The organism is Desulfosarcina sp. (genome assembly GCF_055467485.1).
On record NZ_JBUOIV010000009.1, the window covers coordinates 61,312 to 86,034 of the forward strand.

Consider the following 24,723-nt stretch of genomic DNA (forward strand, 5'->3'; position numbering starts at 1 on the left):
CCGCAACTGTCCGGATAGGCGTGAATGCCGCCGGACGTGGACCCGCATGCGGTCAGAAGTCACTCCACTCCTTGTGCAGTCGTTTGACCATGATCACCAGGTCCTGGCGGTTGCCCTGGATATCCTTCATATACTCCTTGAGTTCGGCAAACTTGAAAAAATCGAACTTCTTGACGGCTTCGATGGCGCCGTCCTCGACGCCGGCCACCAGGTCCGCCCGCAGCATCTCCAGGTTCCGGTCCATGGCCAGTTGAATCAGGTCCAGCAGCAGCCAGGTGCCCAGGCGCATCTGCCGGTATTCGGGCAGGACCACGATGCGGAATCGCCCCACATGGCTGGTGGCGCCGAAACCGCGCAGATAAAGGCTCCCCTGCCCCACGACCGTCTCGTTGCAGAAGGCCAGGATGGAGCAGATGTTGCCTTTTTCCACGGCGTCGAACCACATGTCCATCACCGCCGTGTCCATGACATCGTAATTCATGAACCAGCGGTCCGATTCGGGAATCCGGCGGTAAAATGCATCCAGAAGCGGCCGGTCTCCGGGTTCCAACGGGCGGATCACCGCCTCCACACACTCCTTCAGGACACACTCTTTCGGGTATCTCACGGTCTCGACCTCCTTGGCCGATGGTGTCAGTCGGCCCCAGAATGTTATGAACTAACCGGTTCGGAGCGGTGCAGTCAAGGTTTCCGCACCCATCGCACGGCCATCCGGAAGGCAATCCGCCCGTCAGGAAAGCGATGGGCGGAAGATGTCCGCTGGCCGGGCGATCATGTCAACCGCCTGCCCGTAAAAAGGATATCAAACAGGCTGGTTTTTTTTCTTGACTAACCCTATTCGTAGCTAATATATAGCTAATATGTAACCTTTTATCAAATGAATTTTATCCATTATTTGATTTTGTTTCAAAACTGATGTCGTCCAGCTTGTCCCCCGAACCATACGTCCCGGTATCACCGGAACAAAGCGATTCCTTAACCTGCGGTCTGTAAGCGAGCCGCCCAAAGGGAGGTAACGATGAGTGACCTGAGTTGGCTGCCGAGAGAATCCGGTATCAAGAACCATCACCTGTGGAGCGAGGAACACTTCTCCAGCGAGGCACCGGGAGTCATGTTCGAAAAACGCCCCATCCTGGATCCGTCGGGAAATCCGGTTGACGGCCTTTACTCGGCCTGGATTATCCTGAACAACCCGAAACAGTACAACTCCTATACCACCGAAATGGTCAAGGGCGTCATCGCCGGGTTCCATCGCGCTTCCGCCGACAGTTCTGTCGTGGCCGCGGTCTTCACCGCCATGGGCGACAAGGCGTTTTGCACCGGCGGCAACACCAAGGAGTATGCCGAGTATTATGCAAAGCGGCCTAACGAATACGGGCTTTACATGGATCTGTTCAACGCCATGGTCGACGGCATCCTCGGCTGCAAGAAACCCACCATCTGCCGGGTCAACGGCATGCGCGTGGCGGGCGGCCAGGAGATCGGCATGGCCTGCGACCTGACCCTGTCCAGCGACCTGGCCATCTTCGGCCAGGCCGGCCCCCGGCACGGCAGCGCACCCGACGGCGGCAGCAGCGATTTCCTGCCCTGGATGCTGCCCATGGAGCTGGCCATGTGGAACTGCGTCTCCTGCGAGATGTGGAGCGCCTACAAGATGCAGCGGCTGGGCTTGATCTCCAAATGCGTCCCGGTCATCAAGGATGCCGATGGGTGGGTGCGCAATCCCGCCATCCAGACCGATCGTTATGTGGCCGACGGTGAAATCGTCTACGGCGAGTACAAGACCGGGGATGCGGCCAAGCAGGCCCGGGCCTACGTCAAGACTGCCAAGACCGATTTCGAGCGGCTGGACAACGAAGTCAACCGCATACTCTGGACCTATACCAACCTCTTTCCGGGGTGCCTGATCAAGAGCGTGGAAGGCATTCGCCTTAAAAAGAAGTTCTTCTGGGATCAGGCCAAGGTCATCAACCGCCACTGGCTGGCCGCCAACATGAACGGCGAAGCCTTCCTGGGTTTCAACGCCTTCAACACCAAAAAGATCACCGGCAAGGATACCATCGACTTCATCGAGTACCGGCGCCGCCAGGCCGCCGGGGATGCCTTCGACGTCGAATTCATGGCCGCCGTACTTGGCCGCCCAACGACATAAGGGAGAAACGCATATGCTGCTGGAAGGTAAAAATGCCATCGTCACCGGCGGGTCCCAGGGGATCGGCACGGCCGCCAGCCTGGAGCTGGCCAAAGAAGGCGCCAACGTCTGCCTCACCTATCGACGCCATGAAGAAGAGGCCAGGGCTGTTGCGCAACAGATTGAGAAGATGGGCCGCAAGGCCGTCTGCGTGGCCTGCGACATTGCGGTCTTCGCCGAAGCCGAAGCCGCGGTCAAGGCGGCCGTGGACGCATTCGGCCGCATCGATATCCTGGTGAACAACGCCGGCATGAACTGGGACGGCGTCTGCTGGAAAATGTCCGAGGAGCAGTGGGACCGGGTGATCGCCGTCAACCTGAAGGGGTATTTCAACTTCACCCGCCAGGTGGCGCCCTTGCTCAAGGAGCAGAAGTACGGCAAGATCATCAACGTCACCTCCATCAACGGCATGCGGGGCAAGTTCGGGCAGACCAACTACTCGGCCTCCAAGGCGGGCATCATCGGCTACACCAAGGCCGTGGCCAAGGAATTGGGCGCTTTCGGCGTCAATGTCAACGCCGTGGCCCCGGGCCTGATCGAAACCGCCATGCTCAAGAATTCCGAGGCCAGGGACAAGATCGTCGACCTGGCCATGGGCGAAATGGCCTTGAAGCGCATCGGCCAGCCCGAAGACCTGGCATCGGTGATCGCCTTTTTGGCTTCCGACAAGGCCCGCCACATCACCGGCGAAGTGATCAAGGTTGACGGCGGACAGTACATTTAGGTCAGAAGACGGATGTCGGCGGTCGGAAGACCGATGACGGATTTTCCATATCGGGCCACGGATGGTGTGTGCCGTATCGCACTTAAACGATCCACCTGCAGCCTAAAAACCTATTTTACCGAGGACTGCCACTATGAATGACGTTGCCATTATCGGTGCGGGACAGAGCACCTTCGTACGTTTCTACCCGGGATCGGTGCGGGAACTGGCCTTCGAAGGCTTTTCCGATGCCCTGGGCCACGCCGGCATCACCGCCGCAGACATCGACGCCTCGGTGGTCTGCTCGGCACCGGAATACGACCTGCAGCGCTCACCGGCCGGCGTGTTCGCCGAATACCTGGGACTCAACCCCGGTCCCACCTTTTATGTGGAAACCCTGTGCTCATCGGGCAGCACGGGCCTGAAACTGGCCTACAGCCTGGTCAAGTCCGGGCTGCACGACGTGGTGGCCGTGGTCGGGTTTCAGAAAATGTCGGAGATCTCCTCCGCCGAAACCCAGGAGCGCATGGGACGCGGTGCGGACATCCAGTGGGAGAGCCCCTTCGGCACCATGATGCCCGCCTACTACGCCATGTACGCCCGGGCCCACATGCAGGCCTACGGCACCAAGCCCGAAGACCTGGCCGCCATTCGCGTCAAAGCCTCCACCTACGGCCAGCTCAACGACCGGGCCGTCTACCGCAAGGCCGTCACTGCCGAGATGTTCACCGACACGGAAAACATGATGAGCGGGTCCGTGGCCTCTCCCTTGCGGGTGGGCGACTGCTGTGCCAATGCCGACGGCAGTTCCTGCATCATCGTGGCCAGCGCTGAAAAAGCCAGATCCCTGTGCGACAAGCCCGTGTGGATCCGGGGCATCGGTTCGGCCTCCGCGCCGGTCAACCTGGCCGGCAGGGATCTCTTCAACGGGTTGGCCGTGGCGCGCCAGGCAGGCGCCCAGGCTTACCAGATGGCCGGTGTCGGCCCCAAGGATATCGACGTGGCCGAAGTCCACGACTGTTTTACGATTGCCGAAATGATGGCCTACGAGGACCTGGGCTTCGCCGGACCCGGCGAAGGCCGCGACCTGATCAACGGCAAGGAGACCTATCTGGGCGGAAGCATACCGGTGAACGTGGACGGCGGACTGCTCTCCAAGGGCCACCCCATCGGCGCCACCGGCGGCAGCCAGATCCGCACCATCGTGCTGCAGTTGCGCGGCGAAGCCGGTGAGATCCAGGTGCCCGATGCCGCCGTGGGACTGGTCCATAACATCGGCGGTGTGGGACTTTACGGCAACGTGACCATTCTTTCCAGATAAATCGATCCCGGCCACACGGGTGGACGGGCATGTGAAGATAAGGAAAAACAGCCATGGGTAAGAAGGAAAAGGACGAACGGTTCAGAAAATTCGGCACGGTCAGTTTTACCGGCACCACCCGGGTCAACGACTTCATCGACCACCTGGAGCAGGGCAGGGTCACCGGCACCCGCTGCCAGTCCTGTGGGAAGGCGTTCTTCCCCCCCCGGGCGGACTGCTGCACCTGCCGCTCATCGAAAATGGAGTGGTTCGATGTTCAGGGGGCGGGAAAACTGCTCACCTACAGCACCCTGGCCTTCGGCCCGAAAGGGTTCGAAGGGGACCTGCCCTATACCATCGCCCTGGTGGATTACGGCGACTATAAGGTATTCGGACGAATCGCCGCCGGCATTGCCGAATCCGAGCTCTCCATCGGCATGGCCCTGTCGGCCAAAGCCAACCCGCTGGTCGACGGACGGGTCAATTACGTGTTTCACAAAGCCTGACCATTTTTCCACTCACCCTCCCCTCTCCAGCCAAAAAGAAGGGGAATACAAGGAAAAAAACATGTCACATCTGAAATTCATCAACCATGAGATCGCCGACGGTGTCGCCACCCTGACCTTTAACCGGCCCAAACACAACGTGCTGAACATTGAGATGATGAACGAACTCAACGGCCAACTGGAGACGCTGGCCAACGACGGGTCGCTCAAGTGTGTGGTCCTGGCGGCCGAGGGCCCCAGCTGGTGTGCCGGCGTCGAGGTGGCCGACCACCGGCCGGAAATGGTGGACGAAATGATCGCCACCTTCAACCGCATCTTCGAACTGACCCGACGCATGCCGGTGCCCACCATCGCCGCGGTCCACGGCGCCTGCCTGGGAGGCGGCATGGAGGTGGCCATCGCCTGCGATATCATCGTGGCATCGCCCAAGGCCGTGTTCGGCCAGCCCGAAATCAAGCTGGGGTTTTTTCCACCTTACGCGGCCATCCGGCTTCCCGAATTGGTGGGGCCGGCCCGCGCCGTGGAGATCTGCACCACGGGCCGCCGTTACAAGGCCGACGACGCGCACCGCATGGGCCTGGTGGCCCACCTGTCCGGCGAAGACGACTTTAGCGACACGGTGGACGGCATCGTCGGTGAAATCAAGGCATGCAGCCCGCTGATCATCCGGCTCAACAAGCGGGCCGTCAACGCCCACCTGGGTTTGGATTTCAAAAAGGCGTTGTCCGGCGTCAGCGACCTGTTTCTCAACACCCTGATGAAGACCGAAGACACCCTGGAAGGCATCAAGAGCTTCGAGGAAAAGCGCCGCCCGGTGTGGAAGAACAGGTAGGCGTCCACCTTTCCGGAGCTGCCCTTTTTGGTCCGCATCCACCCGCCCCATCCGGTTGCATGCAGACACGGCTTCCGGTTGATCATCGACCGTTTAACCGATAACCGCTTAACCCGATAACGGTGATGAAAAGCAAATCGAGAAAAGGAGAACCAGCGATGGCGTCCATGATATCCTGGCAGATGACAGAACCCGGAAAACCACTGGCAAAGATCGAGTCACCCATCCCCCAGCCCGGCCCCGGCGAAGTGCTGGTCAAGGTGGCCGGATGCGGGGTGTGCCACACGGACCTGGGCTTTTACTACGACGGCGTGCGCACCAAATCCCCGCTGCCCCTGACCCTGGGCCATGAAATCAGCGGCATCGTCACCGCCACCGCTCCCGATACCCGACAATGGGAGGGCAAGGCGGTAATCATCCCGGCGGTCATGCCCTGCGGCGAGTGCGATGTCTGCAACCGGGACCTGGGCAACATCTGCACCACCCAGAAGATGCCCGGCAACGACATCCAGGGGGGCTTTGCCAGCCACATCGTCGTGCCGGCCAAGCAATTGTGCCAGGTTCCGGTAGACGACCAGTACCGGCCCGTCGGCCAGGCAGACGTGACCCTGGCCCAGATGTCCGTCATCGCAGACGCGTTGACCACGCCCTACCAGGCCGTTGTCGATGCCGGCCTGTCCGCCGACGACACGGCCATCTTCGTGGGCGTGGGCGGCGTGGGCGGCTTCGGCGCCCAGATCGCCAAGGCCTTCGGCGCCCTGGTGGTGGCCATCGATGTGGATCAGGCCAAGCTCGATGCCCTGGCTCCCTATGTGGACCAGACCTTCAACGCTGCCGAGATGGCTTTCAAGGATCTGCGCAAGGCGGTGTCCGCCTTCGTCAAGGAGCAAGGCAAACGCCGCACGGAGTGGAAGATTTTCGAGACCTCCGGCACGGCCGCCGGCCAGAAAACCGCCTTCGGCCTGATGACCTTCGGGGCCAATCTCTCCGTGGTGGGCTTTACCATGGACACGGTAGACATCCGCCTGTCCAACCTCATGGCCTTCAACGCCACCGCCCGGGGCAACTGGGGCTGCCTGACCCGCTACTATGCACCGGTAAGGGACCTGGTCCTGTCGGGCAAGGTGAAGATGGCGCCGTTTGTCAAAACCTTTGCGCTGTCCGAAATCAATTCAGTCTTCGACATGGTCCACCATAAAAAGATCGTCGAGCGGGCGATCATGGTGCCCTGACGCGATCGCCGGCTGCAAGCGCTTTTGCGGCGGCCCGGAACGCTGCCATCCCATCAAACCAGCCGCCCCCGTGTGGCGAAACCCAAACAGGAAACAACGATGCACAAATTACTTACAGACAGTCCCGGAGAAAAGATGCTGCTCCTGGGCAACGAAGCCATCGCCCGCGGCGCCATCGAGGCCGGCGTAGCCTTTGCCTCCACCTACCCGGGCACGCCCTCCTCGGAAATCTCATTGAACCTGTTCCAGGTTTCCCAGGAGAGCGATCTGTACTTCGAGTACAGCACCAACGAGAAAGTGGCCCTGGAAGTGGCCGCCGCCGCCGCCAACAGCGGTGTGCGCACCTTCTGCATGATGAAGCATGTGGGCCTGAACGTGGCGGCCGATCCGCTGATGACGCTGGCCTACGTCGGGGTAAAAGGCGGGATGGTGATTCTCACCGCCGACGATCCGTCCATGTTCTCCAGCCAGAACGAACAGGACAACCGCTACTACGGCAAGCTCTCCGGCCTGCCCATTCTCGAACCGTCATCGGTGGAGGAGGCCCGTCAGATGACGGCCGAGGCCTTCGACCTCTCCGAACGGCTGGGCGAACCGGTGATCCTGCGCACCACCACCCGCATCAACCACTCCAGCGCCTTCGTGGAACTGGGCCGGCTGACACCGCGCAACACCAGGGGAGACTTTAAAAAAGACCCGTTCAACCTGGTCACCGTGCCGGCCGTCTCCCGCCGCCTGCATGTGCGCCTGCTGGAAAACTGGGACAAGGCCCAGGCCCTGGCCGAATCCTCCGCCTACAACTTTATCGAGGGCACCGGTTCCTGGGGTATCATCTGCAACGGGGTCAGCTACAGCTATGTGTCCGATGCGGCCAAGGAGTTGGGCATCACGGACAAGGTCCGGGTCCTGCGCCTGGGTTTTTCCCACCCCGCCCCGCCGAAGCTGATCAAAACCTTTCTATCCGATTGCGACCGTGTGCTGGTGGCCGAGGAGGGCGAACCCGTCATGGAGGAGTCCGTCAAGGCCTATGCCCAGGAGGCCGGATTGACCCTGACCATCGCCGGCAAGGGAGAAGGTCTCTTCTCCCGGCTGTACGAGTTCGATCCGGCCATGGTGCGCCGCGTGATGGCCGGATACTTCGGTGTGCCGCACACGGAAAGCCGGCCGCCCGACTTGTCGGACGTGCCCGAAATACCCCAGCGGCCGCCCAACCTGTGCGCCGGCTGTTCCCACCGGGCCACCTTCTATGCGGTCAAAAAGGCCGCCGAGGGCGAAGAGACGATCTATCCCACCGACATCGGCTGCTACACCCTGGGCTTCCTGCCCCCGTTGGCCATGGGCGATTTTCTGATCTGCATGGGCTCGTCGGTGAGCACGGCCAGCGGCTTTTCCCAGACCACGGACAAAAAAGTGATCTCTTTTATCGGCGACTCGACCTTTTTTCATTCGGGCCTGACCGGTCTGGTCAACGCCGTCTACAACAACCACAACTTCACCCTGGTCATCCTGGACAACGGCACGACGGCCATGACCGGCCACCAGCCCAATCCCGGGGTGGACATGAGCAACTTCAACCTTTCCGGTTACGGCCGCATCTCCATCGAAGCGGTGGTTCGCGCCATCGGTGTCGAACACGTCACGGTCATCAAGCCCTACAAGGTGAAAAAGAGCATCGAGGCGGTGCGAGCGGCCCTGGACCACGAGGGCGTGTCGGTGATCATCTCCCAGGAGATGTGCACCCTGTACGCCCGCGGTCTGAACCAGCTCAAGGTGCGGGCCTTCGCGGTCACGGACAAATGCAAGAACCACCGGGACTGCATCAACGAGATCGCCTGCCCTGCGTTTTACCTGGATGGCGAACGGGTCCAGATCAATCCCAACACCTGCGTGGGCTGCGCGGTCTGCGCCCAGATCTGCCCGGAGAACGCCATTACACCGGTCAAGGCGAAACAGGCCGGTTGAGCGCCTGAACGGCAAGACATCAACCTTCGGCTGCGGTCCACGGCTTTCCGGGAGATTCGATCAACCGGGTCAGCCGACCGGCAGCCCTTACCATACAGGAAACGACCATGGAGACAACAAGACTGATTATCGTGGCGGTAGGCGGTCAGGGCAACCTGCTGGCATCCAAAGTGCTGGGAGAAGCGGCCCTGCTTTCAGGTGTACCGGTGCGCATGAGCGAAATTCACGGCATGGCCCAGCGCGGCGGTGTGGTTGAATCGGCCATCGTTTTCGGCGATGCCAAGAGCACGATCATTTCCGACGGCGAAGCCAACGTGCTGGTGGGCTTCGAACCCTCCGAGACCCTGCGGGCCCTGAACAAATGCAGTGCCGACACCACCGTGATTACCAATCTGGCTCCCCTGCCGCCCTTTACCGTGGCCATCGGCCGCGGCACCTATCCGGACCTGGGCCAGGCCCAGGACCTGATCAAAGCCAAAACCAAACGACTGATTGCATTCGATGCCGTTGACCTGGCCACGACCGCCGGCAGCGTCATGTCGGTGAACATCGTGCTGCTCGGCGCGCTGATCCAGACCGGCATCCTGCCGATTTCCAAGACGGCTGTGGAGGAAACCATTCGCACCAAGACCAAAAAAGCCTTTGTGGACGCCAACTTGAAGGCATTCGAATTGGGCTATGGTGCTGCGGCCCATGCATGAGGGTCTGTCCATCGCGTGCATGGACCGGTTGCATATAAACGGGATGCCCCCCCGGCGGACCCATGGGTCTGCCCCGAAGGAAAACGACCACTGACAAGGAGGAAACGATGCCCTGGAATGAAAAGAGTGAATGCATGCCGGTAGCCCAGATTCAGGCGCTTCAGGTTGAAAAGCTCAAGGAGACGCTGGAGTGGGTCACCAAACGCGTTCCGTTCTATAAGAAAAGCTTCAAGGAGGCCGGTATCAAAGCCGCCGACATCAAGGGCATCGAGGACGTTGCCAAACTTCCTTTCACGGTAAAAAATGATCTGCGTGACAATTATCCGTTCGGCCTGTGCGCCGTTCCCTTGAAAGAGGTCATGCGCGTTCACGCCTCGTCCGGCACCACGGGCAAACCCATCACGGGCCCCTATACTGCCGACGACCTGGCCCAATGGGGCGAGTGCATGGCGCGCAACTTTCATGCCGCGGGCGTGCGGCCCGGCCACGTGGTTCAAAACGCCTACGGCTACGGCCTGTTCACCGGAGGCCTGGGTTTTCACCAGGGTGCCACGACCATGGGCTGCACCGTCGTGCCCACCAGCTCCGGGCTTACCGAACGCCAGATCACGCTTTTGAAAGATTTTGAGACCAACGTCCTGTGCTGCACCCCGTCCTATGCCCTGACCATTGCCGAACGGGCCGAGGAACTCAAGGTGGATCTGAAAAAACTGCCCCTTTCCATCGGCATTTTCGGTGCAGAACCCTGGACCGCCGGCATGCGTGACGAGATCGAGGCGCGCATGGGCATCAAGGCCATGGAGGCCTATGGCCTCACCGAACTGGGCGGCCCCGGTGTGGGCTTCGACTGCGAGGCCCAGAGCGGTATCCACATCAACGAAGACTATTACCTGGCCGAAGTGGTCGACCCCATCACCCTGGAGCCCGTTCCGCTGGGCGAAAAGGGCGAACTGATCTTCACGTCGCTGCAGCGCCGGGCCATGCCGATGATCCGTTACCGCACCAAGGACATCACCCGCCTGTACCGCGAAAAATGTGTCTGTGGCCGGACCTTCGTCAAAATGGACAAAATTTTTGGTCGAACGGATGACATGCTGATCATCAGCGGCGTCAATGTCTTTCCATCCCAGATCGAATCCCTGCTGCTGGATATCGAAGAGGTGGAGCCCCAGTACCGCATGCTTGTCCGCAAAAAAGGATACCTGGATCAACTGGTGGTGCAGGTAGAGGCCAAGCAGGAGGTCTATGCGGCCGGTGACCGCAAGAAGTTCGAAGTGGAAGCCAAGATCATGGCCCATATCAGAGGCAACATGGGGATCAGCGTGGAGGTGAACCTCGTGGAGCCCAAGTTCATCGCACGAAGCGAGGGCAAGGCCCTTCGCGTGGTTGACGAACGTCCCAAGCAGTTCCGGTAGTCTATGGGGCACCGACGGCCAGGCCGAACAACCACCAGAACAATGGGAGGTGCAACCATGCCAGACAAACAACCCTTTGTCCCCAAAACCTTTGCCGTTATCGGTGCGGGCCCCGTGGGCTGTATCGTGTCCGCCTTTTTGGCCAAAGGGGGCCATCGAGTGATCTTGTGCGATGTCATTCCGGATCTTCTTGAACCGACGCTAAAACGGGGAATCATCATCGAAGGCGCCGAGAACGTCACCCAGACGGTCAGCCACACCTGCACCAGCATCGACGCCCTGCCCGACTACAAGCCCGACGTCATTTTTGTCACCGTCAAGGCCAATGTCCTGCCGCTGATCGCCTCGGCCATCGAGGGCTTCCACCACAAGGGGATCTACGTGGTGAGCTGGCAGAACGGCATCGACACCGAACTGGTGCTGGCCAGCAGTCTGGGCAGGGAACCGGTGATGCGTGCAGTGGTCAACTACGGCTGTGGCCTGCTGGGGCCGGCCCATGTGACCATCCCCTTTCACCACCCGCCCCATTTCATCCAGGAACTCGACCCGGAGGCCAAGTTCGCCGCCGTGGCCATTGCCGATGCGCTGACCACCTGCGGCCTGCCCACCCGCCATACGGACGACATCGTTGCCATGGTATGGCGCAAAGGCGTCCTCAACGCCTGCATGAACCCGGTGTGCGCCGTCACCGGCCTGACGATGTCCCAAGCCATGAACGACCCGATTATTTTCAACCTCGTGGACGCGTTGGTCAAAGAGTGCGTCAAGGTGGCCCGGGCCAATGAGATCATGATCGGCTGGGATTACTATCCCAAGGCCATCGAATACATGCGCAACGCCGGGAACCACAAACCATCCATGCTCATGGACATCGAGAACGGCCGCCGCACGGAAATCGACTACATCAACGGGAAATTCGTGGAATACGGCCGTCAGGCAGGCATCGAGACCCCCTACAACATCAGCCTGCAAAGCCTGGTCAAAGGGTTGGAGTCCCGCCTTTGAAGCGCAAGTCAATCGAAAGGGATCAGGGGGATTGATCAATCAATGACCACAGCGCAACCATCCACCGTCGATCAGGTCGCTCCGGTCTACTTCGCCGGCACCGACGTGGGGGCCTCCAGAACCAAGGTCGCGGTCATCGATGCCGATGGGCACATGGCCGGTTATTGTGTGCTCCGCTCGGGAACGGATTTCACGGCCACTGCCGATCGATGCCTGACCGAGGCGTTGGCCATGGCCAATATCGGCAAGGATCGGATCGGTCGCACGATCTCCACCGGGTACGGTCGCAAGAATGTTTCCTATGCCCAGGATCACCGTACTGAAATAAGCTGCCACGGAAAAGGGTGCTTCCACTATTTTCCTTTTGCGATCACCATTATCGATATCGGCGGGCAGGACAACAAGATCATCAAGATCGATGCAAAGGGCCGGCGGACAGCCTTTAAGATGAATCGCAAGTGCGCCGCCGGTACCGGTGCCTTCCTGGAGGAAATGTCCCCCCGCCTGGACATCCCTCTTTCGGAAATGAACGGCCTGGCCGAGGCATCCACGGACATGGTCAAGCTGGGCAGTTTCTGCACGGTCTTTTCCGCCACTGAAGTACTGGAGAACATCCGCCGGGGCAAGCGGGTCGAAGACATCGTCAAGGGGTTGTTTTTTTCAGTCATCTCAAGAATCACCGAGATGGATGCCTTCACCGAAAAGGTGGTCATGACCGGCGGGGTGGTGGCCCACAACCCCTACCTGGTTGAGATGACCCAGGAGCTGATCAGCCGCCCCATCCTGGTGCCGGAGCTGCCCCAATTCACCGGCGCCCTGGGAGCGGCCCTTTACGCAAGAGAAACATTTGAATATTGAGGATTGAGGGATTGGGGAATTGAGGAATTAATAAGTGCTTTTCATCCGCCAATTCTCGAATCCCTCAATCCCAGAATTCCTCAATTACGACATCGGAGGTAAGGCATGACCGAAGAGAAAAAGATAAAACTGAAACGGCTGGAATCGTCCAAGGTGCTGGGCAAGTTCATGGCCGATTACTACTACGAGCTGGACAACGCCGCCAAGACCGGCGAGCGAAAGATCGCCTGGTGCACCAGCGTGGGACCGGCGGAAATTCTGCGGGCCATGGGCTTTCTGGTCTATTTTCCCGAAACCCACTCGGCCATGCTGGGATCGTCGCGCATGGCCACGGAGCTGATTCCCAAGGCCAACGCCATTGGCTATTCACCCGACATCTGCTCCTATCTCACCGCGGACATCGGTGCCTACCTAGAAAAGGTCTCGCCCCTGGCCAACATCTTCGAAGGCATCCAGGGCCCGCCCAAGCCAGATGTGCTGGTGTTCAACACCAACCAGTGCCGCGACGTGCAGGACTGGTTCAATTTCTACGGCGAAGAGTACGACGTGCCGGTGGTGGGCGTCCACTCTTATGTGGGTGTCCAGGAGGTCGAAGCGGCCCACGTGAAATCCATCGCCCGGCAGATGGAAGATCTGATCCCGCCGCTTTCGCGCGTCATCGGCAATACCCTCGACATGGATCGCTTCAAGGAGACCGTGGCCTTGTCCAGGGAGTGTTCGGATCTGTGGAAGCAGGTTCTCGATACGGCCGCCGCCGTCCCATCCCCCCTCACCTTCTTCGACGGCACCACCCTCATGGGCGCTGCCGTGGTGGGCCGGGGAACCCAGCGGGCCAACGACTGCTATCGCACCCTGCTGGCAGAGCTGAATCAGCGCATCGCCGACAAGGAAGGCGCCGTCGAAGACGAGCAATTCCGGATCTACTGGGACGGCATGCCCGTGTGGGGCCGGCTGTCCGCCCATGCCAAGCTGTTCGCCTCCCTGAAAACCAACGTGCTGGCCTCGACCTACTGCAACTCGTGGATTTTCTCCGCCCTGGATCCGGACGATCCGTTCAACTCCATGGCCCGGGCCTACACCGAGCTGTTCATTGTGCGTGCCGACGCGCCCAAGGAAGCCTATATCCGGAAGATGCTGGAGTTCTTCAAGGTGGACGGCATCATCTACCATGACGCCAAAACCTGCCCCAACAACTCCAACTGCCGTTATGGCATGCCCCAGCGCATCGAACGGCAGTCAGGCATCCCCAGTTTGACCATCAACGGCGATTTGAACGATCTGCGCCTGATTTCCGACGAGCAGACCAAGACCAATGTGGAGGCGTTCATCGAGCAGCTTTCTGAAAATAAATAAGAATTGCGAATTAAGGAATTAAGGTATTGAGGAATTTGGTTCTAACTATAGTCGGCAGCATTCCTTGAATCCCTGAATTCCCCAATTCCTCAATTCCCAATTCATTCTTATATCGCTCTCGCAGGTGATGGACCGAAAAAAGGAGCCTACAAATGAGCAAAAACATGCTTGAGACCCTTTTCAACCCCAAAGGCGTGGCCGTCATCGGCGCGTCCGGAAAAGAACTTCACATCGGCAACCGGGTGATCAAGAACCTGGTCGATTTCGGTTACCAGGGGGGCATTTACCCCATCAACCCCAAGGCCGACGAAATCCGCGGAATCAAAGCTTACCAATCCATTCTCGACGTTCCCGGGCAAGTGGACGTGGCCCACATGGTGATCCCGGCCCGGTTCGTGCCCATGGCCGTTGAAGACTGCGGTAAAAAGGGCGTCAAACACATCATCATCAACTCGGGCGGTTTTTCCGAAACCGGCCCCGAGGGCGCGGAAATCGAAAAGGCCTTCATGGAAAAGGCCAGGGCCTACGGCATCCGTGTCTTCGGCCCCAACTGCCAGGGCATCATCAACACCGATCCGGCGGTCAAAGCCTACTGCAATTTCACCTTCACCTTTCCGGAGGCGGGCCACATCTCCATCGTGGCACTGTCCGGCGGGGTGGCCGAAGTGATCCACCAGGGATTCTCCGCCATGGACGTGGGTACCCGCATCTACGCGTCCAACGGCAACGCCTGCGACGTCTCCATCCCGGAGATCATCCGCTACCTGGCCGACGACGACGGCACCCGTGTCATCGTCACCTACGTGGAGGGTCTCAAGGATCCCATGGGTTTTTTCGAAGCGGCCCGCCAGGCCACCAGCCGGAAGCCCGTGCTGGCCATGAAGGCCGGCCGGACCATGGAAGGCGCCAAGGCGGCCGCCTCCCATACCGGCGGACTGGCCAGGGAAGACATGGCCACGGACCTGATCTTCAAAAAAGCCGGCATCGTCGATTTCAGGGACGAAGGTCACCTGATCAACGCCGCCGTCGCTTTCGGCTCACAGCCGGTTCCCAGGGGCAACCGGGTGGGCATCATCACCAACACCGGCGGGCCGGCGGTGATCGCCACCGACATCCTGGTAGATGCCGGCCTGACCCTGCCGCCGCTGTCCGAGAGCACCCGGGCGCTGCTCGCCAAAAAGCTCTACCCCGAGGCATCGATCAGCAACCCGGTGGATGTTCTGGCCACGGGCACGGCCGACCATTACCTGGCCTGCCTGGAAGCCCTGATGGCCGATGACAGTTTCGACTGCATCCTGGTCCACTTCGTCACGCCTTTTTTTGTGGACACGAAGCGCATCGCCGAGGCCATCGCCCGGATCAACCAGCAGCAGCTCAAACCCATGGTCTGCAACCTGATGACCGACCGTCGCCAGTGGGCCGAAACCGTTACCATCCTCAAAACCGGCGGCGTACCCTGCTTCGCCCTGCCCAGCGATGCGGCCCGTGCCTTGGGCGCCCTGGTACGCTACCGCAACATTCTCGACCGGGAACCGGGCCGGGTTCGTTCCTACGCGGACGTGGACACCGATGCCGCCAGGGCAGTCTTCGACCGGTCCGACGGCCAGACGATGCTGACGTCCGATCAGGTTTACGAGATTCTCGAAGCCTACGGCATCGATGTCCCCGAATGGCGCATGGCCGCCGACATGGATGGCGCCGTGGCTGCCGCCGATGCCATCGGCTACCCGGTGGTCCTCAAGGCCGATGCCGCCTCCGTGGTCCACAAGAGCGACATGGGCGGTGTGGCCGTGAACCTGACCGATGCCGATGCAGTGAAGAAAGCCGCCCGAAAGATGACCGAACGGATCGACGCCCCGGACCTGCGCTTTTTCGTCCAGCAGTTTGTTCCCGGTGGGCGGGAGGTGATTCTGGGTGCCAAGGCCGAGCCCGGTGTGGGGCATCTGATCATGTTCGGCCTGGGCGGCATATTCGTCGACGTGCTCAAGGACGTGGTCTTCAACCTCACCCCGGTTACCGACGCGGAAGCCCGGGAAATGGTGGGCGGCATCCAGGCTTCCGCCCTGCTCGACGGGGCACGCGGCGAAAAACCGGTGGACAAAACCGCCCTGATCGACCTGATTCAACGCCTGTCCAAGCTGGTGACCGACTTTCCCCAGATTAAAGAGCTGGACCTGAATCCGGTCCTGGCCTTCGAAAAAGGGGCGGTGGCGGTGGATGCGCGGATTGCCCGGTAACATCGACGGTGTCGGCGGCCAATCCGTATTCTGACTTCTGTCTTCTGACATCTGAATTCGGTTGGGACCGAAAGCGTGCGGCAAGATCGACTGACTTCAAAAGTCCCATAATATGACATCGAACAAATTGGAGGTCCTTTCCATGGCCCACTGGATGAACCTGGGACAGCAGCTCAAGATGAACGCCAAGAAATATCCCCGGACCGTCGCCTTGTGCGACGCCCGACGCCGATTCACCTACCCCGAAGTCAACCGACGGGTGAACCGCCTGGCCCACCGCCTCATGCAGATGGGCCTGAAAAAAGGTGACAAGCTTGCCGTGCTCATGGAAAACAGCATCGAAATCATCGAGTTCTACCTGGCCACCGCCAAAACCGGGATTGTCATCGTCCCGGTCAATTTCCGCTTGGTGGGACACGAGGTGGCCTACATCGCAGACAATGCCGACGCCAAGGCCATGGCGGTGCACCACGAATTCACGCCGTGCGTGGACGCCATCAAGGATCAGCTGAAACAGATACCCCCGGAGAATTACATTGTGGTGGACCAGCCCAAGGACGGCTACCGGGAATACGAATCGCTGCTGGAGGAGGCGCCGGACAGTGAACCGGATGCAGCGGTAGCCCCTTCGGACACATGGATTCTCATCTACACCTCCGGCACCACCGGGAAACCCAAAGGGGTCCTGCGCTCCCACGAATCCCACATCGCCTTTTACCTGATCAACGCCGTGGACTTCGGGTTCGAGCAAAAAGACGTGTGCATGAATGTCATGCCGCTTTGCCACATCAACTCCACCTTCTTCACCTTCACCTTCACCTATATCGGTGCCACGGTTTACATTCACCCGGCCCGTTCGTTCAAGCCGGAAGAGATTCTGGAGATTGTGGAACGCGAGAAAATCAGCTTCATTTCCCTGATCCCCACCCACTACAACCTGATCCTCAACGTCTCCGACGAAGCCAGGCGACGGGACATCCGTTCCATCAGAAAACTGCTCTGCAGCAGCGCCCCGGTGAGAAAAACCATGAAGACCGCCATCATGGAGTTCTTCCCCGGGGTCGACCTGTACGAGGGGTATGGCTCCACCGAGGCCGGCATCGTCACCATGCTGCGCCCCGAGGATCAGATGCGCAAGCTCGGCTCCATCGGGATGGAGAGCCTGGGCACCGACCGGGTCAAAATTCTGGACGCGCAGGGCAACGAAGTGGCGCCGTGTGAGGTGGGTGAGCTCTACTCAAAGGGCCCCATGCTGTTCGATGCGTACTACAAGCTTCCCGAAAAAACCGCCGCCGCTTTCAAAGACGGCTGGTTTTCCGCAGGCGACATGGCCCAGATGGACGAGGACGGCTTCTACCAGATCGTTGACCGCAAGGACAACATGATTATCACCGGCGGCGAACACGTCTACCCCAGCGAGGTCGAAGAGACCATCGGCAGCCACCCGGACGTGTTCGACGTGGCGGCCATCAGCCTGCCGGACGACAAATGGGGTGAGAAGGTCGCGGCGGTAGTGATCCCCATGCAAGGGTCGGATCTTTCGGAATCGACCATTTTCGATTGGTGCCGCGAAAGGATGGCCGGCTACAAGCGTCCCAAGAAGGTGATTTTCATCCAACCGGACCAGATGCCGCGCACGGCCACGGGAAAGATCCTCCACCGCGTTCTGCGGGAAGCGTACGCCGAGGGCAAACCCGTGTTCCCGGAAACCGACAGCTGCCCGGCGCCCAAGCCATGATGGTCGCGATCATTGCATGAACTGATTGCTAACCTGAATTATTCTGAGGACTTTAACTCACAAGAATAACATTAATGACGAGGAGGTTTTTTTCATGCTGAGCAAAGCGTTCATTCCCTACAAGGGTTACTACTCCACCCCTTTTTGCCGCTGGCAGGGTGCCATGGCCAATGAGAATTCCATCGTGCTGGGCGCCAAGACCGCTGCCCGCTGGATTGCCGACAAGGGCTGGGAGCCGGGCATCTTCGACTACCTGGTCTTCGGCAACACCATCAGTCAGCTGCACCAGTTCTACAGCGCACCGTGGGCCGCCGCTCTGATGGGCTGCGGCGGCATTCCCGGCATCGCGGTCAGCCAGGCCTGCACCACCGGCACCACCTGCATTTTCCAGGCGGCCACATTCATCGAAACAGGCATGGCGTCCAATGCCTTCGTTCTCACCACCGACCGCACCTCCAACGGCCCCCACACCATCTGGCCCAACCCCAACGGTCCCGGCGGCGAGGTGATCAGCGAGAACTGGCTGATGGACAACTTCAATGCCGATCCCAATGTGGGGCTGCGCATGGTGGAAACCGCCGAGAACGTGGCCAAGGAGGAGGGCATCACCAAGGAGGATTGCGACCGCCTGGCCGTGCGTCGCTACGAGCAGTACCAGATGGCCCTGGCCGACGACCGGGCCTTTCAGAAGCGCTACATGTTCGCCGCCGAAATCCAGCTCTCCCGCAAGAAAAGCATCCTCGTGGAAGCGGACGAAGGCATCATGCCCACCACCGCCGACGGGCTGGCCAAACTCAAACCCCTGGTGCCCGGCGGCGTGCTGAGTTTCGGCGCCCAGACCCACCCGGCCGACGGCAACGCCTCCATGGTGGTCACCACCAAGGAGAATGCCGAACGCCTGAGTGCCGACGCATCCGTCCCCATCCAAGTGATCGCCTATGGCTTTTCCAGGGAAAAGAAAGGCTACATGGCGGCCGCACCGGTACCGGCTGCCCGAATGGCCCTTGCCAAAGCCGGCCTGTCCATCGGCGACATCACGGTCATCAAGACCCACAACCCGTTTGTGGTCAACGACATCAATTTTGCCAAAAAGATGGAGATCGACGTCGACGGTTTCAACAACTACGGCTCGTCGGTGGTTTACGGCCATCCCCAGGGCTCCACAGCCACCCGGCTGATCATGGAAGGCATCGAAGAAGCGGTCATGCAAGGCGGCGGGTACCTGCTGTGGACGGGCTGTGCCGCCGGCGACTGCGGCGCCTCGCTGATACTGAAAATCGGTTGACCAAAGACCCTACTGCCATGGGGCATAGTAAAAGCGGACCGGAGGGGGTTACCCCCGGTCCGCTTTTCTCTTTTTGGCCTCGTCAGGCCAATCGAATAGGTTTCACCGATCGTCTGAACCCATCGGTCCGGTCGCCCCGCCAGGCCGGTTGCGGCCCGTCGCCAGCTGTTTTCCGGCCCCTGCCTTACTTGCCCAGATAGATATTTTGCCTCTCCTGCCTGCGTCGCCAGGCCCGCAGACCGAGCATTCCACCGGCACAAAAGACCATCCCCGCCGCAACCGTCAGGTAGGCCGACCATACGTGACCGACCTTCAACACGGCGATGGATGGTTCGTCGGGATCGTAGTAAACGGTGAGGTCCATGCCCTCGGGGTAGTCGTCCAGCACCTGTTGCGCCTTCCCGCGGCTGATACCGGAAGCGACGCCGAAGGCCATGCGGTCTGCCGTGTAGGCTTGCCCGAATACGCGATAGACGTATTGAATCCTGGGATAATAAACGACCACCGTTTCATTTTCTTTCCTGTGTACCACTTCCTGAAGCGTTGAAAGCGATACGGTACCGATGGTCGACGGCCAGCGCTGGCTGTCCATGGCCCGCTCCAATTCAAAACCGCCCCACCCCCCGATCGCCAGGCCGACGGCAAGCATGATTAGGGCCACGATGCGCAGGCCGCTGCCTGTTTTGGCATTCGACGAGGATGACATCCTCGGCTGTTGCGGACGCGGCCGGTTCAATTCGCCCCCATGGGGGGGTGGGGGTTCACCCTTCCCTGACGGCTTGCCGATCACCCTGGAACCGCCCGCGGACAGCCAGATGGACCCAAACGGCGATGCGTAACGACGTTGTCACCCATTGGCGTGGGCTTCCTTGAATTCGTGCCACTCATCATGATCGACGATACCGTCGCCATCAAGATCGACGGCCTTGAATACGTCCGCGGTGGTATCCGGGAACCGCTGCTTGAACTCCTCCCAGGTCACCGCGTCATTACCGTCGGCATCCAGCTCATGGAAATGGATCATGTAAGGTCCGGGATCGGGCATTGAGCCCTGGTGAAATTTATTATGGCCGCAACCACCGACAAGGATGGCGATCGACATCAGGACTGCCACGAAAATTATTCTCATAAGACTTCATCCTTTCTGATTGTTGACATCCACCCGTCAGAAATCCCACCGTTGGACCCAGGTGAGGTTCGGTGAGACATGTATCGATCAAAATAAGGCATCCTGCGCTGTCTGCAAATGGAGAGACCCTTTTTTTGAATCATCTGCTGCGCTTCGGACGATACACGCCTGTCATCCGCCGGCTTGCTGATTCGCCCGTTGAACGATTGCACAACGCGCGTCCAAGACGAATCTGCAGTATTGCGTTCAGAGGACAGATAGGTTACAGATATTAATTATTCTTCCAGCCGATTCGGCATCTCAATGAAAGTGGTCCAGCTTATGTTTGATCGGGTTGTTTTGGGGACGGGTGCGTTTTAGCGATACGGATTGCCTGTTCGCCATGACCCGGGCTGTTGAACAGCGGGAGCCCGAAATGAAGAAACGCTATCTGTTATGCCCTCAGTGTGGGACCCACCGGTTTTTCATAATAACCCAGCGCGGCGAGAATCTCTATTTTCATGTGGGCTGGGATCAGATCCCCTTCCCCACGGAAATCTCGTCAGCCGACCTGTCCGGTGTCGATTTTTCCGTTGTGCACAGCACCGGTTGTGCATGGAAAGGCAGCATCAGCGGGCTGGTAAAATACCTGCGATAGGCAGCATCGAGGGACCGTCGGATAAGCGATCCGTTGACGTTTCTTGCAAGAGTGATTGACTTGTCATCGGTTTCGACCGATGATTATACCAATGGAACAAACGCCAGTTTGTTTTGACCTGTCGACCTGAAGCTGAGTGAGAGCAGCGAGAACTGCTATAATTAAATCCAGGGAGAGGCACCATGAAGAAGCTGGTCGAAGAGATTGCCAAGGCACTTGTTGACGCTCCGGAGCAGGTATCGGTCAATGAAATTGAAAGCCAGCAGAGCATCGTCGTCGAGTTGGCCGTTGCCAAACAGGATCTGGGGAAAATTATCGGGAAAAAGGGCCAGAACGTGCAAGCCATCCGGACCATCCTGAACGCCGCTTCGGGAAAAAGCAAAAAACGCATCATCCTCGAACTGCTGGAATAGACATGCGCGTCGCTGGATTACGCCATTCATGGCTGCGTACTCCCGGCCTTCAACTTGGATTACGCATTCCTATTGAAAGCCTTCCGCGCCAAGAGGAGTAACGCGTCATCCGGAAACCACACGGACCGGGTGAGGATCACACGCCCCCGCCTTTCATCGTTCTTGGAAAACCGATTCACGCCATTCCATCGCTTTCACAGCATTTTCAGGAAGCAACGATCACAGGGACATGGGGGGGGGCGACGACCGCCGGCTTTTACCCTGCAACCGCAACCCGGCCCATCGTACAACCGGACCATTCCTGCACACGAAGGTCACTCATGCCCGACTCGTTCAAACAACGAGCAAAAGCCGCCGCCATCAGCTTTCTGGCAGCCTGGTTTGCCCGTTTTTGGTTTGCTACCGTCCGTATCTCCATTGTCAACAGGGAGGTTTACGATCGGCACTTCCGGCAGATCGAGATCCCTCACCATGTTGTCGGCGCCGCCTGGCACCGCAATGCCGTTTTCCTGTTCTACTTCTTCCGGAACCTGGGTGACCGGCTGATCATGATCAGCCGCAGCCGCGACGGCGAAATCGCCGCCGGCGTGGCCAAGCGGTTCGGTTACACCCCGGTTCGCGGTTCCTCTTCACAGGGGGGCGGCGAAGCATTGCGGCAGATGATCGATGTCATGAACGGCGGGCCGAAAAAATTCCTGTGTGGCACTGCCGTTGACGGCCCGCGGGGACCGGCCCGCAAGTTAAAAAAGGGCATGGTTGCCCTGGCCGGGCAGACCGGCGCCCTGTTCGTACCCATGGCCTGTTCCGGCAACCGCCTCATCACCTTTCACAAATCATGGGACAGGACCATTGTTCCGAAACCGTTCAGTCGCATGACCGTCGCTTTCGGCGAACCGGTTGCCATCCCGGCCGAACTCCACCCGTCGGACCTGGAACGGCTCTGCCGGAAACTGGAGGATGACCTGAACCGACTGACGGATACGGTGGACCACAGCTGCGGTTATCCGGAGTCAAGGAGGCCTCGATCAGGGGCAAAGACCATTGACCGGTGAGATCACCATCTCCGTCTGGTTCTTTGTCCTGCTGGTCGCCGTGGCCGTGGTCGCGGTGCTGGACAGGGTGCTGATCCCCAGCAGCCGTTGGTTTCTGCGCCGGCGAATCAACCGGGTCATCGAGGAGATCGGAACCCGGTTGGACATCGAAATCCGGCCGTTTCAACTGACCAAGCGCCAGGTCTTGGTGGACCGCCTGGTTTACGATCCCATCGTCATCGAATCGGTGAGAAACTACGCCCGCGAGCAGGACATGCCCCTGGAAGTGGTCCAGGAGAAGGTGGCGGCCTACGCGCGTGAGATCGTCCCTTCCTTCAATGCCTATTTTTATTTCCGCATCGGTTACTGGATCGCCAAGCGGGTCGCCCGCATGCTCTACCGGGTAAGGGTGGGGCTGCTGCAGGATGAGCAATACCGGTCCATCGATCCGGCCTCAACGGTGGTATTTGTCATGAACCACCGCTCCAACATGGATTACGTGCTGGTGGCCTTTCTGGCGGCCGAGCGAACCACCCTCTCCTACGCCGTGGGCGAATGGGCCAAAATCTGGCCGCTGCACATGCTGTTCCGCTTCATGGGCGCGTTCTTCGTCAGGCGCAATTCCGGAAATCCGCTCTATCGCCGCATTCTTGAGCGGTACATCCACATGGCGACCCAGGAAGGTGTCTGCCAGGCGGTGTTTCTGGAAGGCGGCCTCAGCCGCGATGGCCGCCTGCAGCAGCCCAAGCTCGGACTAATGGACTACATGCTGCGCCGGTTCGATCCCCAACAGGACCGCGATATCGTCTTCATCCCGGTGGGGATCAACTACGACCGAACCATCGAAGACCGCAGCCTGCTGCGCAGCCTGGACCCGGATTCCCGGCGACGCAGCCTGTGGTTCGTCTTCAGGACGACCCTCGGTTTCACCCTGCGCAATCTCACCTTGATGGTTCTCAGCCGTTGGCGACGCTATGGCTACGCCTGCGTCAACTTCGGCTTGCCCCTGTCGGTCAAGGCCTATTGCGCTGACACCGGAACCGATTTCAGCAAATTGGAACGAAAGGACCGTTTCCCGGAAATCCAAACCCTGTGCCAACGGCTCATGGATGCCGTCGCGCAGGTGATACCGGTATTGCCCGTTTCCCTGGTATCCGCGGTGTTTTTAGACGCGCCGGCAACGGCATTGGATCCGTTGCAGATCGAGCAGCGGGCGAGCCTGCTAATCGACGAGCTTCGTAAAACCACCGCGCCCATTTTAGACACCCCGCACAGCACCCGCATGGCGGCCATTGCCGACGCCATCGACCTGATGCGGCTGCGCGGACTGGTTACCCCATCCGACGGCCGGTTCATGGCCGCAACAAAGGAACTGCCACTTTTGCGTTACTATGCCAACGCCATCGTCCATTGGCTGCCCGATCGCAAGTGGTAGCAAGAAAGGATTTTTCGATGTTCTCGGAAAAAATCAGCATCGGTCTCGACGAACACGGCCATGTCTCGGGCATTCTGGCGGGTCCGGATCATCCATCCCAAGCAGGCCGCAGCGGCGTGATCATCGCTCATGGCGCCGGCAACGACATGAACCACCCGCTGCTTGCCTCCGTTGCCGAAGGACTGGCCGCTGCCGGCTACGCCACCTTGCGCTTCAATTTCCCCTACGCCGAAAACGGCAGGAAATCGACCGATTCCCAGGCAAAGCTGATCCAAACCTGGCAGCATGCATACGACTGCATGGCGGGCAATCAACACTTTTCAATCGAATCGATCATCGCGGCCGGAAAATCCATGGGCGGCCGGGTGGCCTCGCAGGCTATCGCCGACGGACGAATGGATGCAGCCGGACTCATCTTCCTCGGCTATCCCCTGCATGCCCCGGGCAAAAAGGATCAACTGCGGGATGACCACCTCTACCGGATCGACCAGCCCATGCTTTTCTTTGCCGGAAGCAAAGACCCCCTGTGCGATCTGGAACAACTGAAACGTGTGACGGACAACCTGTCATGCCCTTGCGAGGTGGAGGTTGTCGAGGGTGGCAATCACTCGTTCAGGCTGGCCAAGTCGGCCAACCGGCCCGAAGCCGACGTACACAGCCAGGTCCTGAAAAAGTGCGTGTCGTGGCTCGGCCGATTCGAAGAGTGATCGGTCCCGGCGGGCATGGTGGTGGGCTGGCAACAAGCGCAGGCGATCAATAG

At 59.6% G+C, this 24,723-nt stretch carries 23 protein-coding genes; 20 read left to right on the forward strand and 3 right to left on the reverse strand.

The features are described from left to right. Positions 1–52 precede the first annotated feature (52 nt). Positions 53–607, reverse strand: coding sequence for an N-acetyltransferase family protein (locus tag ACZCED_RS06665; RefSeq protein WP_462969460.1), 555 nt, complete (start codon positions 605–607; stop codon positions 53–55). A gap of 411 nt (positions 608–1,018) precedes the next feature. Here ACZCED_RS06665 and oah point away from each other — a divergent pair, with 411 nt between their 5' ends. From oah to ACZCED_RS06740, 15 genes are all read left to right on the forward strand, one after another. Further along, entirely contained in the window at positions 1,019–2,152 is a 1,134-nt protein-coding gene (gene oah / locus ACZCED_RS06670; RefSeq protein ID WP_462969459.1) for a 6-oxocyclohex-1-ene-1-carbonyl-CoA hydratase, read from the forward strand. 13 nt (positions 2,153–2,165) lie between these two features. Continuing rightward, positions 2,166–2,915, forward strand: coding sequence for an SDR family NAD(P)-dependent oxidoreductase (locus tag ACZCED_RS06675; RefSeq protein ID WP_462969458.1), 750 nt, complete (start codon positions 2,166–2,168; stop codon positions 2,913–2,915). Between the two features lie 133 nt (positions 2,916–3,048). Then, a complete protein-coding gene (locus ACZCED_RS06680) occupies positions 3,049–4,215 on the forward strand; it encodes a thiolase C-terminal domain-containing protein (protein ID WP_462969457.1) in 1,167 nt (388 codons plus the stop codon). Between the two features lie 53 nt (positions 4,216–4,268). Continuing rightward, positions 4,269–4,700, forward strand: coding sequence for a Zn-ribbon domain-containing OB-fold protein (locus tag ACZCED_RS06685; protein WP_462969456.1), 432 nt, complete (start codon positions 4,269–4,271; stop codon positions 4,698–4,700). 61 nt (positions 4,701–4,761) lie between these two features. Next, positions 4,762–5,532: an enoyl-CoA hydratase/isomerase family protein gene (locus tag ACZCED_RS06690; RefSeq protein WP_462969455.1), complete on the forward strand. Its 771-nt coding sequence runs from the start codon at positions 4,762–4,764 to the stop codon at positions 5,530–5,532. Positions 5,533–5,690: 158 nt separating this feature from the next. Next, positions 5,691–6,764, forward strand: a complete 1,074-nt coding sequence (gene had, locus ACZCED_RS06695) for a 6-hydroxycyclohex-1-ene-1-carbonyl-CoA dehydrogenase (protein WP_462969454.1) — start codon at positions 5,691–5,693, stop codon at positions 6,762–6,764. 99 nt (positions 6,765–6,863) lie between these two features. Continuing rightward, complete coding sequence (gene iorA / locus ACZCED_RS06700; protein ID WP_462969453.1) at positions 6,864–8,726, forward strand: indolepyruvate ferredoxin oxidoreductase subunit alpha; 1,863 nt, start codon at positions 6,864–6,866, stop codon at positions 8,724–8,726. 107 nt (positions 8,727–8,833) lie between these two features. Further along, positions 8,834–9,427 carry an indolepyruvate oxidoreductase subunit beta gene (locus ACZCED_RS06705; RefSeq protein WP_464860470.1) on the forward strand — a complete coding sequence of 198 codons (594 nt, stop codon included), beginning with the start codon at positions 8,834–8,836 and terminating at the stop codon, positions 9,425–9,427. Positions 9,428–9,534: 107 nt separating this feature from the next. Next, on the forward strand, positions 9,535–10,842 hold the full coding sequence (locus tag ACZCED_RS06710; RefSeq protein ID WP_462969451.1) for a phenylacetate--CoA ligase family protein: 1,308 nt from the start codon (positions 9,535–9,537) through the stop codon (positions 10,840–10,842). A gap of 57 nt (positions 10,843–10,899) precedes the next feature. Further along, positions 10,900–11,847, forward strand: a complete 948-nt coding sequence (locus tag ACZCED_RS06715) for a ketopantoate reductase family protein (protein WP_462969450.1) — start codon at positions 10,900–10,902, stop codon at positions 11,845–11,847. A gap of 42 nt (positions 11,848–11,889) precedes the next feature. Beyond that, positions 11,890–12,705 (forward strand): acyl-CoA dehydratase activase, encoded by an 816-nt coding sequence (locus ACZCED_RS06720; protein WP_462969449.1) that lies wholly within the window; start codon positions 11,890–11,892, stop codon positions 12,703–12,705. Between the two features lie 105 nt (positions 12,706–12,810). Further along, on the forward strand, positions 12,811–14,058 hold the full coding sequence (locus ACZCED_RS06725; RefSeq protein WP_462969448.1) for a 2-hydroxyacyl-CoA dehydratase subunit D: 1,248 nt from the start codon (positions 12,811–12,813) through the stop codon (positions 14,056–14,058). 152 nt (positions 14,059–14,210) lie between these two features. Next, positions 14,211–16,295: an acetate--CoA ligase family protein gene (locus ACZCED_RS06730; RefSeq protein ID WP_464860471.1), complete on the forward strand. Its 2,085-nt coding sequence runs from the start codon at positions 14,211–14,213 to the stop codon at positions 16,293–16,295. Between the two features lie 112 nt (positions 16,296–16,407). After that, positions 16,408–18,033, forward strand: coding sequence for a class I adenylate-forming enzyme family protein (locus ACZCED_RS06735; protein WP_462969446.1), 1,626 nt, complete (start codon positions 16,408–16,410; stop codon positions 18,031–18,033). A 94-nt stretch (positions 18,034–18,127) separates the two neighbouring features. Continuing rightward, entirely contained in the window at positions 18,128–19,318 is a 1,191-nt protein-coding gene (locus ACZCED_RS06740; protein ID WP_462969445.1) for a thiolase family protein, read from the forward strand. Positions 19,319–19,502: 184 nt separating this feature from the next. On the opposite strand, the gene ACZCED_RS06745 is transcribed toward ACZCED_RS06740, so the two are convergent. After that, positions 19,503–20,024 carry a DUF3592 domain-containing protein gene (locus ACZCED_RS06745; RefSeq protein WP_462969444.1) on the reverse strand — a complete coding sequence of 174 codons (522 nt, stop codon included), beginning with the start codon at positions 20,022–20,024 and terminating at the stop codon, positions 19,503–19,505. A gap of 141 nt (positions 20,025–20,165) precedes the next feature. Continuing rightward, positions 20,166–20,447 (reverse strand): EF-hand domain-containing protein, encoded by a 282-nt coding sequence (locus tag ACZCED_RS06750; protein ID WP_462969443.1) that lies wholly within the window; start codon positions 20,445–20,447, stop codon positions 20,166–20,168. Positions 20,448–20,862: 415 nt separating this feature from the next. Between ACZCED_RS06750 and ACZCED_RS06755 the strand changes: the two genes are divergently transcribed. From ACZCED_RS06755 to ACZCED_RS06775, 5 genes are all read left to right on the forward strand, one after another. After that, a complete protein-coding gene (locus ACZCED_RS06755) occupies positions 20,863–21,084 on the forward strand; it encodes a hypothetical protein (RefSeq protein ID WP_462969442.1) in 222 nt (73 codons plus the stop codon). 182 nt (positions 21,085–21,266) lie between these two features. Next, entirely contained in the window at positions 21,267–21,497 is a 231-nt protein-coding gene (locus ACZCED_RS06760) for a KH domain-containing protein (protein WP_462969441.1), read from the forward strand. A 320-nt stretch (positions 21,498–21,817) separates the two neighbouring features. Continuing rightward, positions 21,818–22,549, forward strand: coding sequence for a lysophospholipid acyltransferase family protein (locus ACZCED_RS06765; RefSeq protein WP_464860472.1), 732 nt, complete (start codon positions 21,818–21,820; stop codon positions 22,547–22,549). Next, positions 22,539–23,963: a 1-acyl-sn-glycerol-3-phosphate acyltransferase gene (locus tag ACZCED_RS06770; RefSeq protein ID WP_464860473.1), complete on the forward strand. Its 1,425-nt coding sequence runs from the start codon at positions 22,539–22,541 to the stop codon at positions 23,961–23,963. Before ACZCED_RS06765 ends, ACZCED_RS06770 begins: the two co-directional genes overlap by 11 nt. Positions 23,964–23,980: 17 nt before the next feature. Continuing rightward, positions 23,981–24,670 (forward strand): alpha/beta hydrolase family protein, encoded by a 690-nt coding sequence (locus ACZCED_RS06775; protein WP_462969438.1) that lies wholly within the window; start codon positions 23,981–23,983, stop codon positions 24,668–24,670. Positions 24,671–24,723 lie beyond the last annotated feature (53 nt).